This window comes from Flavihumibacter sp. UBA7668, assembly GCF_002483205.1.
Classification (GTDB): Bacteria; Bacteroidota; Bacteroidia; order Chitinophagales; family Chitinophagaceae; genus Flavihumibacter.
The window spans coordinates 144861-161954 of sequence record NZ_DLHM01000002.1; the positions used below are offsets into that span (position 1 = coordinate 144861).

Sequence of the window (17094 nt, forward strand, 5' to 3'; positions counted from 1 at the left end):
AAGAAGCATTGTTATGAAAAGTACATTTAATAAAATATTCGTTGCTTCGGCAACAATCATAACTCTCGGCATGGCCGGTTGTGATAAGATCAAGGATTTTGAGGATACCAATACGAATCCAAATGGTACACCCATACCGGTAACTGCAGCTTTGTTTACAAGAGCTGTTGCTGAGCTGGGAGGCAGGGAAGGTGGACTTGCAATTTCAGCCTATACAAGACCTGGTTATTATGCTCAATATTTTTCAGAAACCCAATATCCGGAGGCGTCTCTTTATGGCGTACCTCAGTTGGAGTTTACCGGAAATTATTCAGGGTTCCTGAATGATCTGCAGAACATCATCAAACAGAATACCGATGAAGCAACCAAAGATGTAGTAACTGTTTCTGGCTCAAACGCCAATCAAATTGCAACAGCAAGAATTCTAAAAGCGTATGCTTTCTGGACAATTACGGATCGTTGGGGTGATGTTCCGTATTCAGAGGCTTTACAAGGAAATCCGCTTCCTAAGTATGATACGCAGGAATCCATTTATGCAGATCTTCTTAAGGAATTTGGAGAAGCTGTAGACCAATTTGATAATGGTCTCGGTATGAAAGGTGATATTATTTTTAATGGAAATAATACGCGCTGGCAACGTTTTGCGAATTCTCTTCGTATGCAAATTGCATTAAGAATGAGCAAAGTTTATCCCAACGCCGGTGGATTGGCCGCTACAGAATTTAACGCAGCACTGAACCACTCTGCAGGATCGATTGAGACTAATTCTGATAACGCAAAAATCGATTTTCCAGGTGGAGCGTATCAAAATCCATGGTATGTATCTTATGTAGTTAGTTCACGTATTGATGATGCTATAAGCAGCACCATGACTTCGACTCTTGACGGTTATGACGATCCGCGGATTAATGATTTCGGAACATCCACAACCGGATTTCCTTATGGACTTGATCGTCCTAATGCCGTTGCCGTTGCGCCTGGTTGGGGTTTGGTGTTGGATGGCCTGTCAATGAGCGATGCTGAAGATGTTATCATTATGAACGCTGCTACTGTATTGTTTGCACGTGCTGAAGCTGCAGAAAGAGGCTGGACTTCTGAAAGTGCAAGTGAATTGTATGATGAAGCAATTACTGCAAGCATGGCTCAATGGGGTTATACCGGTGCTGCAGTTACCAATTATCTCTCACAAACAGGTGTGGCCTTTGGAGATGATGATCACTTAAGAAAAATCGGTACCCAGAAATGGATCGCTATGTACCCGGATGGTATGCAGGCATGGGCAGAATGGAGAAGAACAGGCTTCCCTGTTTTAACTCCTGCTGAATATGCTACTAATACAACCAAAGAAATTCCAAGACGTTTTGTATATGGAACGGGCGAATATGGTACTAATAATGCAGCTGTTAAAGAAGCAGTTGGCCGTTTGGATGGTGGCGATACCCAGGATGCCCGTATGTGGTGGGATAAATAAAATTGCTGAAGGAATTAGAATACATCTAAAAAAAATGATATGAAAATCAAAATAAATAAATTTCTCTCCCTTGGCATTATTGCCACTGCGGCTTTTCTGAGTTCCTGCGAACGCGGAGAAGAATGGACAAGTTCAGACGGAAAGGGAGATGTGATTATCAAAATGTTAAACGCTGGCGAAAAAGTTCTGGCTTTTGATGCGTTAAGTAATCCGCAGACGGCTTTATTGGTCGATATACGAAAAGATGCTCCATCTGAAGCGGCATTAAACGCGCCAACAACGGTACAGGTTAGTTTTGATCAGGCTTATTTGGATGCATATAATGATGAAAATGGTACAGCGTATGAACTGTTGCCTTCTGATTTATATACAACAGATATTCCTGCCGGTCCAACTGGGTTTACAATTAATATGGCAGCAGGACAGTTTGCTGCTCCTATTAACTTTACACTGACTGATGCAACTAAACTGGATTTTTCAAAGCAGTATGCTTTTCCTTTGACTATTTCTAGTGTTGACGGGAACGGTAAGATTTCTGAATCAAAAACAGCTTTTGTTAAGGTGCTGGTGAAAAATGAATGGGATGGAGCGTATGAAGTAACAGGAACAATGAAAGATGAAGGTGCTGCTCTGGGCGGGCTATTCCCAATGAACTATCATCTCATTACTTCCGGTGCAAATACGGTGGATGGATATGATCCGGATTATTGGGTTGATTATTTTATTCCAATTATGAGTGGAGCAGATGTTTCTGGTTATGGGGGTTATTCACCTGTATTTGAATTTGATCCTGCTACAAATAAAATTGTAAAAGTGACAAACATTTATGGACAACCAGCTTCCAATACAAGGTCCGCCGGATTGGATCCTTCAGGAGAAAACTCGTATGATCCGGATACCCAAACAATTAAGGTAAAGTTCTTCATGTATCAACCCAGTGTTATAACAACAGCACCCCATATTCGGGTGTATTTTGACTGGACTTTGAAAAGAACCGGTGACAGATAATAAGTTTCATGTGTGTGTTCTTAGATTAGGGGGCAAGGGAAACCTTGCCTCTTTTTTATTGGAGAAAATCACCCTTTAAATCTCCGTCTTTTCACGCTTGACTGCTGTTCCGCGAATCCGGAATTTGCAGTATGAGAGTTTGGATATTGTGTGTGTGTTGGTGGTTCCCCTTTCCGGATCTTTCCGGCCAGTTACGCCCCTTACTGGCAGGTACGGAATTTCCCCTGGCCGGATTGGGGAACCCTCTTTTTTTTCGTCCGGTTGCCAGTTTTAATAACCCGGCTTTACTGGCTGATGATAACCTGGTTTCATCTGCTGAAATTTCCATGGATCAGTTTACCGGCATCCCTGCTACCCGACGGGTAGACGCGCATGGCTCATTTAAACTTTCAACCGAATCCGGAATTGGATTGCGAATTGCGTCTATCGGTCAGACTACCTATCGCACTAATCAGTTAGGTATTGCCTATGGCAGGTTGCTGGGAAGAAATTCCGGTAGTCAAACTGCCTGGCGAATGGGACTATTATTTCAATTCAATCAGCAAAAAATAATTCAGACAAAAGCCGTCCAATCTTTCAATGCAGGATTGGGATCTTCTTATTCAGGCAGAAAGCAGGTACTTGCAATATTGCTTTTAGTTCAGCTTGAAAGCAATAAATGGATGGCTGCTTCCTCTGTACAGAAAACTAAAGAGGGACTGATTGATCTACGCTACCGCTATAACTGGTCTGAGCTTGTTTCCACTGAATTAGCCGCTCAATATACTTCTTCAACTCCCTTGCTACTGCAGGCCTCTGTGCAATATTCTTTTTTGCAAAATGCATTTCTCCGTGCCCAATGGCAATTGAATCCTCCTATGATTGGCTGGGAACAGGGCTATCGAATAAAAAAATACTGGCTTTCGGTGCACTGCATGCGCTATCCGATGATTGGTTGGAAAGCTGGTATGGGTATGGTGTGGGTTGGCCTGTCTAAAAATACATCCAGATGATAAAAAATATAGCTCTTCTGATTTGCTGTCTGCAATTGGTTCAAGCTGTCTCCGCACAAGAGGAAGAAAACTCGCGTATTCAACTGGAACAGTGGACCGAACAACAGGAAAAGGAAATTGAACAGGACGATATCATGTTGGAATGGGAACAGTTGGAACGAAGACCTGTTCCCATTTCAAAACTGACCACTGAACAGTTGATTTTATTCGGACTGACCACCCTTCAACTTCAATCCTTTCAGGAATATGTCAGGTTATTTGGGTTTCCAACAGAAAAATATGAATTACAGGCCATTCCTTATTGGGATATCGGACTCATTAAAAAGATCCTGCCTTATTTGGATTTTTCGCCAACATCCGGTTTAAATCCAGGAAAAATTAATGCATGGAAAGAGGGAGATCATCAGTTAATGATCAGAACAAGTCGGGTACTTGAAAAATCAAAAGGATTTCAACGCGATAGCACCGGCAAAAGCAATTATACAGGTTCACCCCAACGTCTATTCTTTCGTTATACCTATCAATTGGATCGCTCCGTCTGGCTTGGCATCAGTATGGAAAAAGATGCAGGAGAAAGATTTGGTAGGAAAGGTACTATTCCGGCCGACTTTACCGGATTTCATATTTTTCTGAAAGGAAAAAAAATAATTAAAGCACTTGCCCTGGGCGATTATACCATCAATGCCGGACAGGGTTTGGTTGTATGGCAGGGAATGGCATTTGGGAAGGGCGCTGACGGAGCAGGTATATTCAGACAAGGGCCCATTTTGAAACCCTATCGCTCTGCGGGAGAAATCAATTTTTTCAGAGGAACTGCCATGCATATGGCAAAAGGAAAATGGGAATCAGTGACCTGGCTCTCCAAAAAAAATCGCTCAGCTACCCTGCAATACGAGCAGGAAACGCCAGTCTCCTTCAGCAGCATTGCTGAATCGGGTTATCATCGTAGTGCTACCGAATTAGCCGCCCGAAACAAACTAAAAGAATTGGTTGCCGGAACGGTTCTACGATTCCAGCGAAAATCATTCAGAATCAGTCTGAATAATTTAGTTCAACAATTCTCCGTACCCTGGTTACCCAAAGAAGAACCCTATAATCTTCATTATTTCAGAGGCCGGAAATCTTCTCATCATTCCCTTGACTATAGTTTCGGAAAAAAGCAGTTTTTTCTATTCGGTGAAATTGCAAAGGGTGGTAAAGGGTGGGGAACCATCCATGGCATCATTGCATCTGTAGATCCTAAAATCGACTGGTCCATGGTTTACCGGAATTTCCGGCCGGGATACCATGCTTATTATGCCAATGCACTGGCAGAGCAGGCAGCCATCAGAAATGAAGAAGGCATTTACAGCAGTTGGCAAATTAGGCCTGGGCCTGAATGGAAACTTCATTTCTATGTAGATTTTTTTCGTTTTCCCTGGCTGCGTTTCAGAACGGATGCTCCTTCATTAGGCAGGGAAGGACGCCTGCAAATACAATGGGAAAAAAGAAGGAGCTGGCTTATATATGGAGTTTTCAGATCTCAGTCAAAGATGGAAAACCTGTCTGAATTGAACAGCAATTCTGTTGTTCCGGTTGTTCAACAAAACCTCCGCTTACATATTCAGAAAACCTATGGCAAACAATGGCTCTTCAGTACAAGACTGGACCAGGTTTGGTTTAAAAAAACTTCGGTACGTCAAAAAGGCTGGGGACTCTATGCAGATACGAAATTTCAGTTTCCCGGCATTGGCTGGCAATTGGCAGGCAGACTGCACTGGTTTAAAACGGATGGCTATACCAGCCGGATTTATGCCTATGAACGTGATCTGCTTTATAGTTATTCAATCCCCGCTTTCTTTGACCACGGTTGGCGCTACTATTTGCAATGGCAGGGAAAGTTTAAACAGAAAATCCTGGGATCAACCACCATTAAGTGGTGGCTGAGATGGTCTAAAACAACCTATACCAACAAAGATTCCAGTGGGTCCGGTTGGGATGAAATTCAGGACAGTGGCCGGTCTGAATGGAAATTTCAATTGCTGTTCGATTGGTAAGTTCAGTTGGGTAAGAAATAGTATTTTTGACCTTTAATAGTAGTATAATGGAGAATAATAGCAATCAGCCGAACCAGTTAAATATTGAAATATCAGAAGAGATGGCGGAAGGGGAATATGCCAACCTGGCTATTATCACCCATTCTCATGCGGAGTTTGTGATCGACTTTGTAAATGTGATGCCCGGTACTCCTAAAAGCAGAGTTAAATCGCGGATAATTCTTACACCACAGCATGCCAAACGTTTCATGAAAGCACTGATCGAAAATATTGATCGCTTTGAGGAAGTGAACGGTGATATTAAGGATTTGGAAGAAATTCAGGTACCAATGAATTTCGGCGGTCCGGCTGCCCAGGCCTGATCTACAACAATCCCTGATCAGCGAAGCTGAAATAGCCATCCTGGCTAACGATAAGGTGGTCCAATACGCGAATATCAAGCAGGAGGGCAGCTTCTTTTATTTTTCTGGTTAATTCTTCATCTGCTTTGGAAGGGTAAAGGTTGCCGGATGGATGATTATGGCATAAAATCAGTGCTACGGCATCCTGCTCCAATGCTTTTCGCATAATTATGCGCGGATCTGCAACCGTGCCGGTTAATCCGCCACTGCTGATAATTTCTTTGTGTTTGACTTTATTTGCCCGGTTCAGGAAGAGAACCAGGAAAATCTCATGGCGGTAATCGCCAAATTCCTGCTGCAGCAAATGCGCCACTTCTTTACTGCTGGTTACCGTGCGGAGTTCCAATGCCTGGCTGGATTGCCGCCTTTTTGCCAACTCCATGGCCGCAGCAATGGTAACCGCTTTTGCCTTGCCAATCCCTTTAACCTTCATTAATTCATATACCGATAGTTTGCCCAGTTCATACAGGTTGTTTTGTCCCAGTTGAAGCAATTCCCTCGCCATATCCAGAGCAGTTTTTTCCCTATTCCCATTATTCAACAGCAGGGCAATAAGCTCGGCATCGCTTAGTTGCATGGGACTTTTACTAAGTAATTTTTCGCGGGGGCGATCGTCTTTTGCCCATAATTTAATTGAGTGGTTCTGCGCTTGCATAAAGTAAGATTAATGAATAATTTTATGTCTTGAAACGGGGTTTTAACCCAATTATCCAAATGATCCTTTTCTCGAAAAACTAAAACCAGTAAACTATGAATTCCCGTACTTTCAACGTATTAGGCGGATTCCAATCTATGTTGTTTTGCATAGGAATCTATGTTGTTGCCTTATTCTTCTCAATTTTTATTTGTTCAGCTATTTTCCATGCGGTTAATAACTACCGAACGGAACCTATAGGTACACTTAAAACGGTATCCGCACCACAGGCGGGTCCGCAGGTAGTGGCCTCCAGATAAATCAGTTAATGTAGACAGGTAGAAAAGGGGTGTGCAGCTTGCGCATCCCTTTTCGATTTTAACCATTTTCTTGCAGGTATCAGTGTACTATTTACTTCAATGGTTATCTTCGCCGCAAGAATATTTCTTCTATGACTGCAAAAATCTTCTCAGGTACCGGTTCACAGTACCTGGCAGAGAAAATCGCCAACAGCTACGGAATTCCATTAGGCCGGATCAATATCCAGAAATTCAGCGACGGGGAGATTCAGCCGGTTTACCAGGAAAGCATTCGGGGAGATGTTGTTTTTCTCGTCCAGAGTACCTTTTCTCCTTCAGACAATCTGATGGAATTATTGCTGATGATCGATGCCGCCAGACGTGCATCCGCCTATAAGGTGATCGCCGTTATTCCCTATTATGGCTATGCCCGCCAGGATCGGAAAGATAAACCCCGGGTTGCCATCGGATCCAAGCTGATTGCCAATATGCTCACTGCTGCGGGCGCTGACCGGGTGATTACCATGGACTTACACGCTCCGCAGATTCAGGGCTATTTTGATATACCGGTGGATCACCTCGATAGTTCCGTAATTTTTATCCCCTATATAGAGCAATTAAAACTGGAAAACCTTACCTTTGCGGCCCCTGACGTGGGTAGTGCGAACAGGATCCGTGAAATTGCCAGCTATTTCAACGCCGAAATGGTGATTTGTGACAAACACCGGAAACGCGCAAATGAAATAGCCAGCATGGTGGTGATTGGAGATGTAACAGATAAAAATGTGATCCTGATCGATGATATCTGTGATACCGGAGGTACCCTGGCAAAAAGTGCCGGTTTGCTGAAGGAAAAAGGCGCCACTACCGTTCGGGCCATGTGTACACATCCGGTGCTGAGTGGAAAAGCCTATGAAAATATAGGCAACAGTGTGTTGGAAGAACTGGTGGTTTGTGATACCATCCCCCTGAAACAACAGGTGGATAAAATAAAAGTGCTGTCCGTTGCAAATTTATTTGCAGTAGCCCTGAGGAACGCATTTGAACAAAGAAGCATTACCAGTCTGTTTATCCACTCGCAACGGAAAGAACAGCAGAATGCCGAAAACAGGGGAGAACAAGGAGCTTAATTTTTATTAAATACTAAACAATGAAGACAATTACAATCGAAGGACAACTCAGGACCGAAACCGGGAAAAAAGCCACCCGCCAACTTCGCTCTGAGGACAAAGTGCCAGGTGTAATTTACGGAGGTGAGCAGGAAATTAATTTCTTCGCTCCAGCCAAGGCTTTCAAGGCTCTGGTTTACACTCCTGAATTTAATCTTGCAGAAGTGAAACTGGATGGCAAAACCTACAAATGCATCATGAAGGACCTGCAGTTCGACAAGGTAAGCGATGCGCTTACACATGTTGATTTGCAGGAACTGGTGGAAGATAAGCCTGTTATTGCGCAACTTCCATTACACCTGACCGGTTCACCCGCTGGCGTAAAAGCAGGTGGTCGTTTGGATGTTAAAGTAAAGTCTCTGAAGGTTAAAACCCTTCCAAAGTACCTGAAAGAAAGCATCGAGCTGGATATCACCAACCTGGAGTTGAATGAAAACATGCGGATTCAGGATATCAAAGCAGACAACATTGAAATTATGATGTCTCCCCGTATTCCGGTTGCATCTATCGTGATGACACGTCAGTTGAAACAGGAAGAAGCAGCGGCTGAAAAAGGTAAAAAATAATCCCCACCTTATTTAATATACCCTAAAGGCACCGGATTTCCGGTGCCTTTTCACCTTTCACCTTTCACCTTCTATGTCCAAATTCCTCATCGTTGGCTTGGGTAATATCGGTGCCGAATATGCGCATACGCGGCATAATATCGGTTTTGATGTGGTGGATGCACTGGTTGCCAAACATGAAGCTGTTTTTCGTACAGATCGCCTGGCAGATGTGGCTGAAGCTAAATTAAAAGGGAAGTCCATGGTTATTATCAAGCCATCCACCTATATGAACCTGAGCGGTAAGGCGGTTAAATACTGGATGGAAAAAGAAAAAATTCCCGTTGAACAGGTTTTTATTATTCTGGATGAACTTGCCCTGCCGATCGAAAAAAGCCGGATTCGCGGCGCAGGGAGCGATGGCGGACACAATGGCTTAAAAAGCATCCAGGAACAACTCGGCACCTCTGCATACCCCCGCTTGCGCTTCGGAATCGGCAATAATTATCCCAAAGGCAGGCAGGTGGACTATGTCCTGGGTAAATGGAACCCGGAGGAGATTCCCCTTATTGTCAGGAAAATCCAGCAAACCATTCCCATCATCGAGTCCTTTGTGCTGGCCGGTCTGACAAATACCATGAATCATTTCAACAATGTGGAATACAAGTTATGATTTATGCATATGAATAGTTATTTTCGCACACCATCGGGTAAGTAATTACCTGTACTTCCAGTATCCCTATAAATTCCGGGGACTAAAAATCCCAAATTAATCAGTGATTATTTAATCATTAAACCCCGTAGTGAATATGAAAATATTCTGCATAGGCCGTAACTATGTGGCACATGCCAAAGAATTAGGCAATGATGTCCCTGATGAACCGGTGATTTTCATGAAGCCCAAAAGTGCCCTGCTCCAAGCGCATACTCCCTTTTATTATCCCGAGTTTACCAATGAATTGCATTATGAATGTGAACTGGTACTCCGTATCTGTAAAAATGGAAAATATATCCAGGATCGCTATGCCAGCAAATACTATGACGCGGTAACAGTTGGCATCGATTTCACAGCAAGGGATATCCAGAACGAATTAAAAGAAAAAGGCCTTCCCTGGGAAAAAGCAAAGTCCTGGGACAATTCAGCCGTTATCGGTAAATGGATCAATATGACCGATATCAAGAATAAAAAAGAAATCAAATTCAACCTGAAGAAGAATAAAGAAATGGTTCAGGAAGGTAATTCCAACCAGATGATCTTCAACTTCGACAGCATCGTTGCCCATATTTCCAATTATTTCTCCGTCAATATCGGTGATCTCATCTTTACCGGCACACCCGCCGGTGTGGGAGAATGCGTGGTAGGAGATGAACTGGAGGGCTATATGGACGATGCCCAACTGTTTACGATCGAAATTAAATAAGTCCGGGTTCGTTTACTAACAAGTGTTCGTTTATATTTGCGCAGCATTGCTCCTTTATGAACGGAAACGAACTGTTACTTAAAGCCTATCGTCATTGTTGCCTGGCCAAACATATGGCAGCTATTTATGAACAGCATCGCGCTGTTTGCAAATACGTCCATTCCACCTCCAGAGGGCATGAAGCTATTCAACTGGCAATCGCCTATTTACTTGATCCGGCAGATTTTGTAAGTCCGTATTACAGGGATGAAAGCCTGTTATTGGGACTAGGATTCGAACCTTATCAGCTTATGTTGCAATTGCTGGCAAAGGCAGCTGATCCATTTACCGGTGGCCGGGCCTATTATTCCCATCCCAATAGCAGGGAAGCAGGAAAACCAACCATTATCCAACAAAGCAGTGCTACCGGCATGCAGGTAATTCCAACCACCGGCATTGCACAGGGTCTTCAATATCTGGAGCAGCACCTGAATAATCGATTGCGCAAAACAGCTGCTGGTGAGTTACCCATTGTTGTTTGTTCACTGGGTGATGCCAGTGTAACCGAAGGCGAGGTAAGCGAAGCCTTCCAATTTGCCGTACTCAAACAATTACCGATCTTATACCTGGTGCAGGATAACCAATGGGGAATCAGTGTAAGTGCTGAAGAATCCAGAGCAATGGACGCCTATGAATATGCGGCGGGCTTTCCGGGTTTATCACGGATTCGGGTGGATGGCAGTGATTTTGAAGCCGGTTATAAAGTGCTGGAAGAAGTGATCACTAATATTCGGAAAGAACGCAAACCCTGGCTGGTGCAGGCCAATCTTCCTTTATTGGGGCATCATACCAGCGGAGTACGAAAAGAATTTTACAGATCCGCGGAAGACCTTGCCAACCATAGTCAGCAGGATCCTGGTCCAAAATTATATGTAAGATTATTGGAACTCGGTTTTTCAGAAGAAAAGCTTCTGAATATAGATCAACAGGCCAGAGAAGAAATACTGCTTGCCTTTCAAGCTGCGTCAGAAGCTTCAGAGCCCGATCCGGCAACAGTCATGGACCATGTTTTTGCACCGACATCTGTAACAAAAGAACTGGGCCAGCGGGAAACCGCGACCAAAGAAAAAATCAATATGGTGGATGCCGCCCTTTATGCCATCCGCGAAATTCTGCAGGAATATCCCGAATCATTGCTCTATGGTCAGGATGTTGGCCGGCGCCTGGGAGGCGTTTTCAGAGAAGCCGCCACACTGGCTGAATTGTTTGGAGATCACCGGGTATTTAATACCGCCATACAGGAAGCTTATATAATTGGATCCACTTCCGGAATGAGTGCCGTTGGCCTGAAACCAATTGTAGAAGTGCAATTTGCGGATTATATCTATCCCGGCTTGAATCAACTGGTTTCAGAAATTGCCAAATCCTGTTACCTGAGTTGCGGGAAATTCCCCGTTCAAACCCTTATCCGGGTGCCGGTTGGTGCTTATGGCGGTGGAGGTCCCTATCATAGCGGAAGTATTGAATCCACCCTGTTAAGTATAAAAGGAATTAAAGTCGTTTATCCATCCAATGCAGCAGATATGAAGGGTTTGATGAAAGCTGCCTTTCTTGATCCCAATCCGGTAATAATGCTTGAACATAAAGGACTCTACTGGAGTAAAGTGCCGGGAACGGAAGCTGCTAAAACACCCGAACCCTCCGCTGATTATCGAATCCCCCTTGGAAAAGCCAGGATTGTTCAGCAGGCCGGCAGGGAATCAATCAATAGAGGCGATACCTGTACAATCATTACCTATGGAATGGGCGTTTACTGGGCAACAGCTGCAGCTGCTTTCTTTCCCGGCCAGATAGAAATTGTTGATCTGCGATGCCTATATCCACTGGATGAAGAACTCATTTATGCCAGCGTTCAAAAACATGGAAAATGCCTGGTGCTTACTGAAGAACAACAATACAATTCTTTTGCTGAAGCATTGGCATCCCGAATTACACATGCCTGCTTTCAATGGCTCGATGCACCGGTTGAGGTGATGGGAGCACTGCCTCTTCCAGCAGTTCCGATGAATACCCTGCTGGAAACAGCCATGCTGCCTAACGCAGAAAAACTGAAAAAAAGACTGCATCAACTCTTAGTGTACTAAGTACATTTTCACTTTTCTCTAACATCATGATACTTCTGTTCATCCTGTATTAAACCCACTTGTAAAGATTTAGGTTTTTAATCCAGTTGGTTCTGTTGATATTTATCTCCGAATGATTTCGTATAGATTCTGCAAACCAAACCTATCTCGATGAAAAATAGAATGTTGAAAGGGGCTCACCTTTCGGAAAGAAAATGCAGGGAGATATTACATTATTTCTGCGAAGACTTAACTGCTACCCAAATTGCTGCCATTACCGGAGTTAGCCGCGTAACCGTAAATGCCTATCTCAAATTGATCCGGACCCGTCTGGCACAACATTGTGAAGATGCGTTTCCAACCCATCAGTTGCCTGAAAATTTTGTATCCATCAAAGGTTCTTTGAGCGGATTACCCAAGACCCCTTATTTCGGATTTACCAGATACAACGGTCAGGTTTATGCGACAGGCTTGGAAAATATATCACGCGAACATTTACTTAACTGGCAAAAACAACATACTGGGCAGATTACCGGAGAAATGCAGACCATTCATGCCGTTGCTGATTTCAATAGCTGGCGCCTCTATCGTCGCGATATGCTTGCAGCAGGTGCATCAACCAATGGAGATGATATTTCAGGTTTCTGGGGACTAACCCGAAACCGTCTGATGAAGTTCCGTGGAGTGAACAGAAATACCTTGTATCTCCATATCAAAGAATGTGAATTCAGGTACAATAACCGGAATGAAAATATGCAGGCCAAACTTATTCAACTTATAAACAAGCATCCCTTACACGAGGTACAAATGCAGTAACGCTTTCTTTATTTCTCATGTGTGTGAACGCGGGTAGTATCTACTACCTGCTTTTTTTTGTTATGATCCTGGTCAAAAATGAGGCGAAATAATTTTACCTTCCATAACGAGCGCAATTGATTGCGCTCGTTGTTGTATCAGATCTGCATTTTCTCCTTCAAATAATTCATCCGTGGTTTGTTTGAAAAGACGCAGCCACTCGGCGAAATCTTCTTTGCTTAAAGGAAATTCCTGATGTAATTGTTTATGAACAGCCATGGGATTGCCGTTGTATTGTCCCGTATAAAAAAGAATGTTCTCCCAAAAATTATACATTACAGGAAGATGGGCTGACCAGTCAATATGTTTATCCGTTGTAAAAAAATGACCAATCTGCGCATTTGTTTTAACACGATCATAAAATGAATTGATCAGCATTTCTATATCGGCCCTGTTTTTAATGTCTTTTTTCATCGCCTTCTTTTATAAGTCCTTGTTTTTAAATCGCCGAACGGCAAGTAAAATCGGAAATGCCATCCAGATCAGCATGACGAAGGTAATAAGTAATAAACCGGCACCCGTACCAAAAAAATCCTGAAACAAAGCTCCTGTTAATCCCATCATGGCAGATATGTCCAGTTGCAACAACATACCAATCCTTGCCATATCAATCGGATTGAGCATACTCATACCAATCATTGCCGTATCAAGCGGGTAATCTGCCAGTTGAAAAAGCACCAGTAATACCAATCCGTCAAATATAAAAGTAAAATAGAACCATAGCAGAAGTGATAATCCGATGCCTTTGGCTTTATCGCGTGTTAGTACTGCAGATAAGGTAGCCAGCGAAGCAAATACAACAGTTAATGCACAACTGATTAAAAATAAATGCAGCGAAGTGGAAGCTGGATGAAGAATCAACAATGGTAATCCAATCCCTAATAGTAAAGCAACCAGCAAGGCCGTAATCATGCCGAGGTAAACACCCCATAACAACCTCGATCTTTTGATGGGTTGCGCAACCAACAGTTCAATAAACTCTGCACTGTTATAAAGATAAATGGTACAGAAAATACTGCTGACCAGCGGAACAATCAGCAGACTGATATTCAACAGACTCATGATGGCTTTAGCCGGATTGTCCTCCAATAAAAAAAGACTGATGCTTACCAATGCCAATAATAGGGTATAGGCAAGAATAATGCGATTTCGCAGTATGTCCAGCAGGCTGTATTTGATGATTTTTTTCATTGGTGCGCAGTTTTCTGAAGCATAATCTGGGCCATCACTTTATTCAGTTTTGCTTCTCCTGTTTTCTCCTGTAATTGACTGACCGATTCATGGAAACGAAGCTGTCCATCCTGCAGGTAAATAATTTCAGAAACAAGATCATCCAGATCACTTAATACATGGGAGGTAATAAGGATTAGTTTCCCCTTTGCTTTTTCACGGGTTATTTTATCTTTTAAAAGTTCGCTTGATACCGGATCAAGTCCGGCTGTTGGCTCATCAAGTATTAATATAGCGGGATTGAATAAAAATGCCAGACAGGCACTTACTTTTTGCCTTGTGCCACCAGAAAGGGTACGCATTCTTTTGCCAAACTGGCGACGTAGATCAAATGCATCAATGAGCTCCTCATCCAATTCCTGACCGGGTTGGTAACGGATATCGCGAACCATATCTATTACCTGTTCAATGGTCATATTATCCGGAAAGCGGCTGATCTGTGGCATATATCCGATCTGCTTACGATATTGCCAGTTCTGGTGAATATTCTCCTGGTTAACGGTAATAAATCCACTATCCGGAATCACCATTCCAAGTAAACATTTTATAAAAGTTGTTTTGCCGGAGCCGTTGGGTCCAATCAGTGCAATGGTTTGTCCTTTATTGCAACTTAAGCTGATGCGGTCGAGGGCTACCAGTCGCCCGAATTTTTTCTGCACATTGGTTGCGATAATCATAAGGGTAGAGGTTTCATTTGTGGTTTGCTGTCTTTCAGTTTTTCCGGAGTTATACCCGGCATTATTTTTTCCGCACGTTCCAGCAGTCCAACCATCGGACTCCGGAATAACATCATGGCACTATTGTTTCGTTCAACAATTAATGCAAAGAGGCTGAGCGGTCGGTAAGGAATATCACCTACTCCATCTTTGTCAAGATCATATCCTTCGTATTTATCCCAATAATTTTCATCAAAGGAATTTAATACCAGGCTGCCATTGGTGGCAATATCAAAACTGTTGGCAATGAAATTATTTTTTGAAATGGTATTGTTATCACAGGATGCCTGAATCCGGATGCCGTATCCATTCTGAACAAACCGGTTGGCATAAATTGAAAGGCGACTGGATCCTTCCATATAAATAGCAGCTGTATTTCTTGCAAATTCATTGAAGGCTGCTTTGCTGTCTGATATGTCTTTTAGCAGAATTCCATAAGCAGCACTTCCCCAATTGTCTAAAAATTTATTATGGAACATAGTCACCTGCCGGCTGTACATCACGGCTACACCGGCTCCGTTTTCACTGAACGTGTTTTGTGTATAAATGTCCTGATGCGAAAACATGAAATGCAAACCATAGCGAATGTTTTTGTGACTCTGGTTGTTGGTAATGGTCGATTCCGTAACGAATTCAAAATAGATGCCATCCCGGTGCCCGCTGATAAAATTATTCTGTATAACGAGGTGGTCACTTTTCCAGGCATGAATTCCATTTCCTGCTTCCAGTTCACTGGTTCCATTGCTGGTTATATGATTGTCGGAAATCAGCGCATAGCGGGCATGCTGGCAATAGATGCCGAAAAAATTATCACGGAGACGATTTTTCCGTACACCAACATAATTTGCTTCTTTGATTCGAACTGCTGCCAACTCATCCATGCTGCTGTATCCGGAACGGATAATTTCAAATCCCTCTATTACAACATGATCAGCAGTAATGGTTAGTATTTCATATTTCTTTTCTCCATCCAGAACCGGGAAGTCAATGCCAATTAACACCAGTTGTTTGTCGATCAGAATTCCTTTTTCACGGTAGGTGCCCGGATATACCTTAATCATGTCACCGGCACTTGCTTTTTTAATAGCAGCCTGAATAGATTCACCTGCTTTTACCAGGTGAATGGTTGCATTGCCTTGTACTGTTGCGGCAATTAATAGGACCAGTATATAAAGTTGACGAATCATGGTTGAACCTGTTCTTTCCAGGTGGTATTTTTTCCTTGTTTTGACTGGCTGAATTGGTCGCGGGCATTGGCTGATTCAAAAGCGGCAATAGTTCCGCCCATAGGGCCCCGGATTTCAGCTGACTGGTATAAAAATGCCTGTTCCAGATCCAGCAGTTTTTCCGGCTGTTCAAAATCACTCATAAATACCCTGTAGTTGCCTGTTGTTCCTGCCTGTTCCTCCCGGATATATTCCCGAAGGCAGGTAATATCATCAAAAAAATAAGCTTTTCCTTTTTCAGATAACAACTCCGTTCCAAACTGCTGATCCATCAGCGTCATTTTGCAATAGTGGCAGGATTGTTTTCCATAAGGAATTGCCTGGGGTTCGGATGAACATCCGATTAGAAAAAACGGGGTAATAAGTAAAAGGGCCACAGCGCTTTTAAAGCCACCGGTTTTTCTGCTGCGTTTAATTTCTATCCAGGCACCGGCCAGTAGCAAAACTCCGGCTCCGATAAATATCCAGCCACCGGTATCGGGCATGGAATAAGCGCCAAAATTCAATAATTGTTTGTATCCGATTAATGGGGGCTGATACGATTGTCCGGGTACTTTAATAGCTGCAGTAGGATCGAGATTATGCCCATAGTTATACAGCCAGCGATAAAAATCAACCATGGCCAAAACACCGAAAGCAAGCAAACAACCGAACCAGGTAAAATAAAACCATCTACGATTAATAAATACGGTTAGCAGTCCAAATGCTGCGATGGTTAAAATAAGGAAGGGTAGTACTTTGAATTCAACAAAATCTTTTTCATGGATATGGTTCATACCGATATAATGATTCAGTCCATTTATCACATCAACATCGCCACCTAATTTGGCAGCATAAATCTGAAGATAAAGTCCTTCCGGATATTGGGGTGCAATCAGGTCAATACGCCAGATGGGAAGAACGAAAACCAATCCCAGGGCGATGGCTGTAACCAGACTGATTATTCTTGTTGATGGAGCTAAACTTGATTTCATGCCAGCGGATTTAAA

The 17094-nt window shown here is 43.1% G+C and carries 18 protein-coding genes; 12 read left to right on the forward strand and 6 right to left on the reverse strand.

Annotation, left to right across the window (positions count from 1 at the left end; genetic code table 11):
• Positions 1–13: 13 nt before the first annotated feature.
• The 5 genes from B2746_RS04175 (at position 14) to B2746_RS04195 (ending at position 5869) form a co-directional block, all read left to right on the forward strand.
• Positions 14–1471 carry a SusD/RagB family nutrient-binding outer membrane lipoprotein gene (locus tag B2746_RS04175; protein ID WP_290791266.1) on the forward strand — a complete coding sequence of 486 codons (1458 nt, stop codon included), beginning with the start codon at positions 14–16 and terminating at the stop codon, positions 1469–1471.
• A gap of 39 nt (positions 1472–1510) precedes the next feature.
• A complete protein-coding gene (locus tag B2746_RS04180) occupies positions 1511–2479 on the forward strand; it encodes a DUF1735 domain-containing protein (protein ID WP_290791268.1) in 969 nt (322 codons plus the stop codon).
• 131 nt (positions 2480–2610) lie between these two features.
• Entirely contained in the window at positions 2611–3471 is an 861-nt protein-coding gene (locus B2746_RS04185; protein WP_290791270.1) for a hypothetical protein, read from the forward strand.
• Entirely contained in the window at positions 3468–5507 is a 2040-nt protein-coding gene (locus tag B2746_RS04190; protein ID WP_290791272.1) for a hypothetical protein, read from the forward strand. Before B2746_RS04185 ends, B2746_RS04190 begins: the two co-directional genes overlap by 4 nt.
• A 47-nt stretch (positions 5508–5554) precedes the next feature.
• On the forward strand, positions 5555–5869 hold the full coding sequence (locus B2746_RS04195) for a DUF3467 domain-containing protein (RefSeq protein WP_290791274.1): 315 nt from the start codon (positions 5555–5557) through the stop codon (positions 5867–5869).
• A gap of 1 nt (position 5870) precedes the next feature.
• Here the strand turns inward: B2746_RS04195 and radC are convergent, their stop codons facing one another.
• On the reverse strand, positions 5871–6563 hold the full coding sequence (gene radC / locus B2746_RS04200) for a RadC family protein (RefSeq protein ID WP_290791276.1): 693 nt from the start codon (positions 6561–6563) through the stop codon (positions 5871–5873).
• A 95-nt stretch (positions 6564–6658) separates the two neighbouring features.
• Here radC and B2746_RS04205 point away from each other — a divergent pair, with 95 nt between their 5' ends.
• The 7 genes from B2746_RS04205 to B2746_RS04235 all read left to right on the forward strand — a co-directional run bounded on the left by B2746_RS04205 (position 6659) and on the right by B2746_RS04235 (position 12894).
• Positions 6659–6862, forward strand: coding sequence for a hypothetical protein (locus B2746_RS04205; protein WP_290791278.1), 204 nt, complete (start codon positions 6659–6661; stop codon positions 6860–6862).
• Positions 6863–6993: 131 nt separating this feature from the next.
• Positions 6994–7971 carry a ribose-phosphate pyrophosphokinase gene (locus B2746_RS04210; RefSeq protein WP_290791280.1) on the forward strand — a complete coding sequence of 326 codons (978 nt, stop codon included), beginning with the start codon at positions 6994–6996 and terminating at the stop codon, positions 7969–7971.
• A 20-nt stretch (positions 7972–7991) separates the two neighbouring features.
• Complete coding sequence (locus B2746_RS04215; protein ID WP_290791282.1) at positions 7992–8576, forward strand: 50S ribosomal protein L25; 585 nt, start codon at positions 7992–7994, stop codon at positions 8574–8576.
• A 73-nt stretch (positions 8577–8649) separates the two neighbouring features.
• Positions 8650–9228 (forward strand): aminoacyl-tRNA hydrolase, encoded by a 579-nt coding sequence (pth, locus tag B2746_RS04220; protein ID WP_290791284.1) that lies wholly within the window; start codon positions 8650–8652, stop codon positions 9226–9228.
• A gap of 136 nt (positions 9229–9364) precedes the next feature.
• A complete protein-coding gene (locus tag B2746_RS04225; RefSeq protein WP_290791286.1) occupies positions 9365–9976 on the forward strand; it encodes a fumarylacetoacetate hydrolase family protein in 612 nt (203 codons plus the stop codon).
• A gap of 56 nt (positions 9977–10032) precedes the next feature.
• Complete coding sequence (locus tag B2746_RS04230) at positions 10033–12099, forward strand: alpha-ketoacid dehydrogenase subunit alpha/beta (protein ID WP_290791288.1); 2067 nt, start codon at positions 10033–10035, stop codon at positions 12097–12099.
• A 150-nt stretch (positions 12100–12249) separates the two neighbouring features.
• Positions 12250–12894: a hypothetical protein gene (locus B2746_RS04235; protein WP_290791290.1), complete on the forward strand. Its 645-nt coding sequence runs from the start codon at positions 12250–12252 to the stop codon at positions 12892–12894.
• A gap of 72 nt (positions 12895–12966) precedes the next feature.
• Here B2746_RS04235 and B2746_RS04240 read toward each other — a convergent pair whose 3' ends face one another.
• From B2746_RS04240 to B2746_RS04260, 5 genes are read right to left on the reverse strand one after another with little or no spacing between them, the layout of a single operon-like run.
• Entirely contained in the window at positions 12967–13347 is a 381-nt protein-coding gene (locus tag B2746_RS04240; RefSeq protein ID WP_290791292.1) for a group III truncated hemoglobin, read from the reverse strand.
• Positions 13348–13356: 9 nt separating this feature from the next.
• Positions 13357–14124: an ABC transporter permease subunit gene (locus B2746_RS04245; protein WP_290791294.1), complete on the reverse strand. Its 768-nt coding sequence runs from the start codon at positions 14122–14124 to the stop codon at positions 13357–13359.
• Positions 14121–14840, reverse strand: coding sequence for an ABC transporter ATP-binding protein (locus B2746_RS04250; RefSeq protein ID WP_290791296.1), 720 nt, complete (start codon positions 14838–14840; stop codon positions 14121–14123). Before B2746_RS04250 ends, B2746_RS04245 begins: the two co-directional genes overlap by 4 nt.
• The gene (locus B2746_RS04255) at positions 14837–16066 is read right to left on the reverse strand and encodes a nitrous oxide reductase family maturation protein NosD (RefSeq protein WP_290791297.1); all 1230 of its coding nucleotides are present in this window, start codon (positions 16064–16066) and stop codon (positions 14837–14839) included. Before B2746_RS04255 ends, B2746_RS04250 begins: the two co-directional genes overlap by 4 nt.
• Complete coding sequence (locus B2746_RS04260) at positions 16063–17079, reverse strand: nitrous oxide reductase accessory protein NosL (RefSeq protein WP_290791299.1); 1017 nt, start codon at positions 17077–17079, stop codon at positions 16063–16065. The genes B2746_RS04255 and B2746_RS04260 overlap by 4 nt, the downstream gene beginning before the upstream one ends.
• Positions 17080–17094 lie beyond the last annotated feature (15 nt).

Coding starts and splice junctions, on each gene's coding strand:
- B2746_RS04185 (WP_290791270.1), top strand. CDS start 2,611: ATGAGAGTTTGGATATTGTGTGTGTGTTGGTGGTTCCCCTTTCCGGAT.
- B2746_RS04210 (WP_290791280.1), top strand. CDS start 6,994: ATGACTGCAAAAATCTTCTCAGGTACCGGTTCACAGTACCTGGCAGAG.
- pth (WP_290791284.1), top strand. CDS start 8,650: ATGTCCAAATTCCTCATCGTTGGCTTGGGTAATATCGGTGCCGAATAT.
- B2746_RS04205 (WP_290791278.1), top strand. CDS start 6,659: ATGAATTCCCGTACTTTCAACGTATTAGGCGGATTCCAATCTATGTTG.
- B2746_RS04260 (WP_290791299.1), bottom strand. CDS start 17,079: ATGAAATCAAGTTTAGCTCCATCAACAAGAATAATCAGTCTGGTTACA.
- B2746_RS04255 (WP_290791297.1), bottom strand. CDS start 16,066: ATGATTCGTCAACTTTATATACTGGTCCTATTAATTGCCGCAACAGTA.
- B2746_RS04225 (WP_290791286.1), top strand. CDS start 9,365: ATGAAAATATTCTGCATAGGCCGTAACTATGTGGCACATGCCAAAGAA.
- B2746_RS04180 (WP_290791268.1), top strand. CDS start 1,511: ATGAAAATCAAAATAAATAAATTTCTCTCCCTTGGCATTATTGCCACT.
- B2746_RS04235 (WP_290791290.1), top strand. CDS start 12,250: ATGAAAAATAGAATGTTGAAAGGGGCTCACCTTTCGGAAAGAAAATGC.
- B2746_RS04195 (WP_290791274.1), top strand. CDS start 5,555: ATGGAGAATAATAGCAATCAGCCGAACCAGTTAAATATTGAAATATCA.
- B2746_RS04190 (WP_290791272.1), top strand. CDS start 3,468: ATGATAAAAAATATAGCTCTTCTGATTTGCTGTCTGCAATTGGTTCAA.
- B2746_RS04245 (WP_290791294.1), bottom strand. CDS start 14,124: ATGAAAAAAATCATCAAATACAGCCTGCTGGACATACTGCGAAATCGC.
- B2746_RS04230 (WP_290791288.1), top strand. CDS start 10,033: ATGAACGGAAACGAACTGTTACTTAAAGCCTATCGTCATTGTTGCCTG.
- B2746_RS04250 (WP_290791296.1), bottom strand. CDS start 14,840: ATGATTATCGCAACCAATGTGCAGAAAAAATTCGGGCGACTGGTAGCC.
- B2746_RS04175 (WP_290791266.1), top strand. CDS start 14: ATGAAAAGTACATTTAATAAAATATTCGTTGCTTCGGCAACAATCATA.
- radC (WP_290791276.1), bottom strand. CDS start 6,563: ATGCAAGCGCAGAACCACTCAATTAAATTATGGGCAAAAGACGATCGC.
- B2746_RS04215 (WP_290791282.1), top strand. CDS start 7,992: ATGAAGACAATTACAATCGAAGGACAACTCAGGACCGAAACCGGGAAA.
- B2746_RS04240 (WP_290791292.1), bottom strand. CDS start 13,347: ATGAAAAAAGACATTAAAAACAGGGCCGATATAGAAATGCTGATCAAT.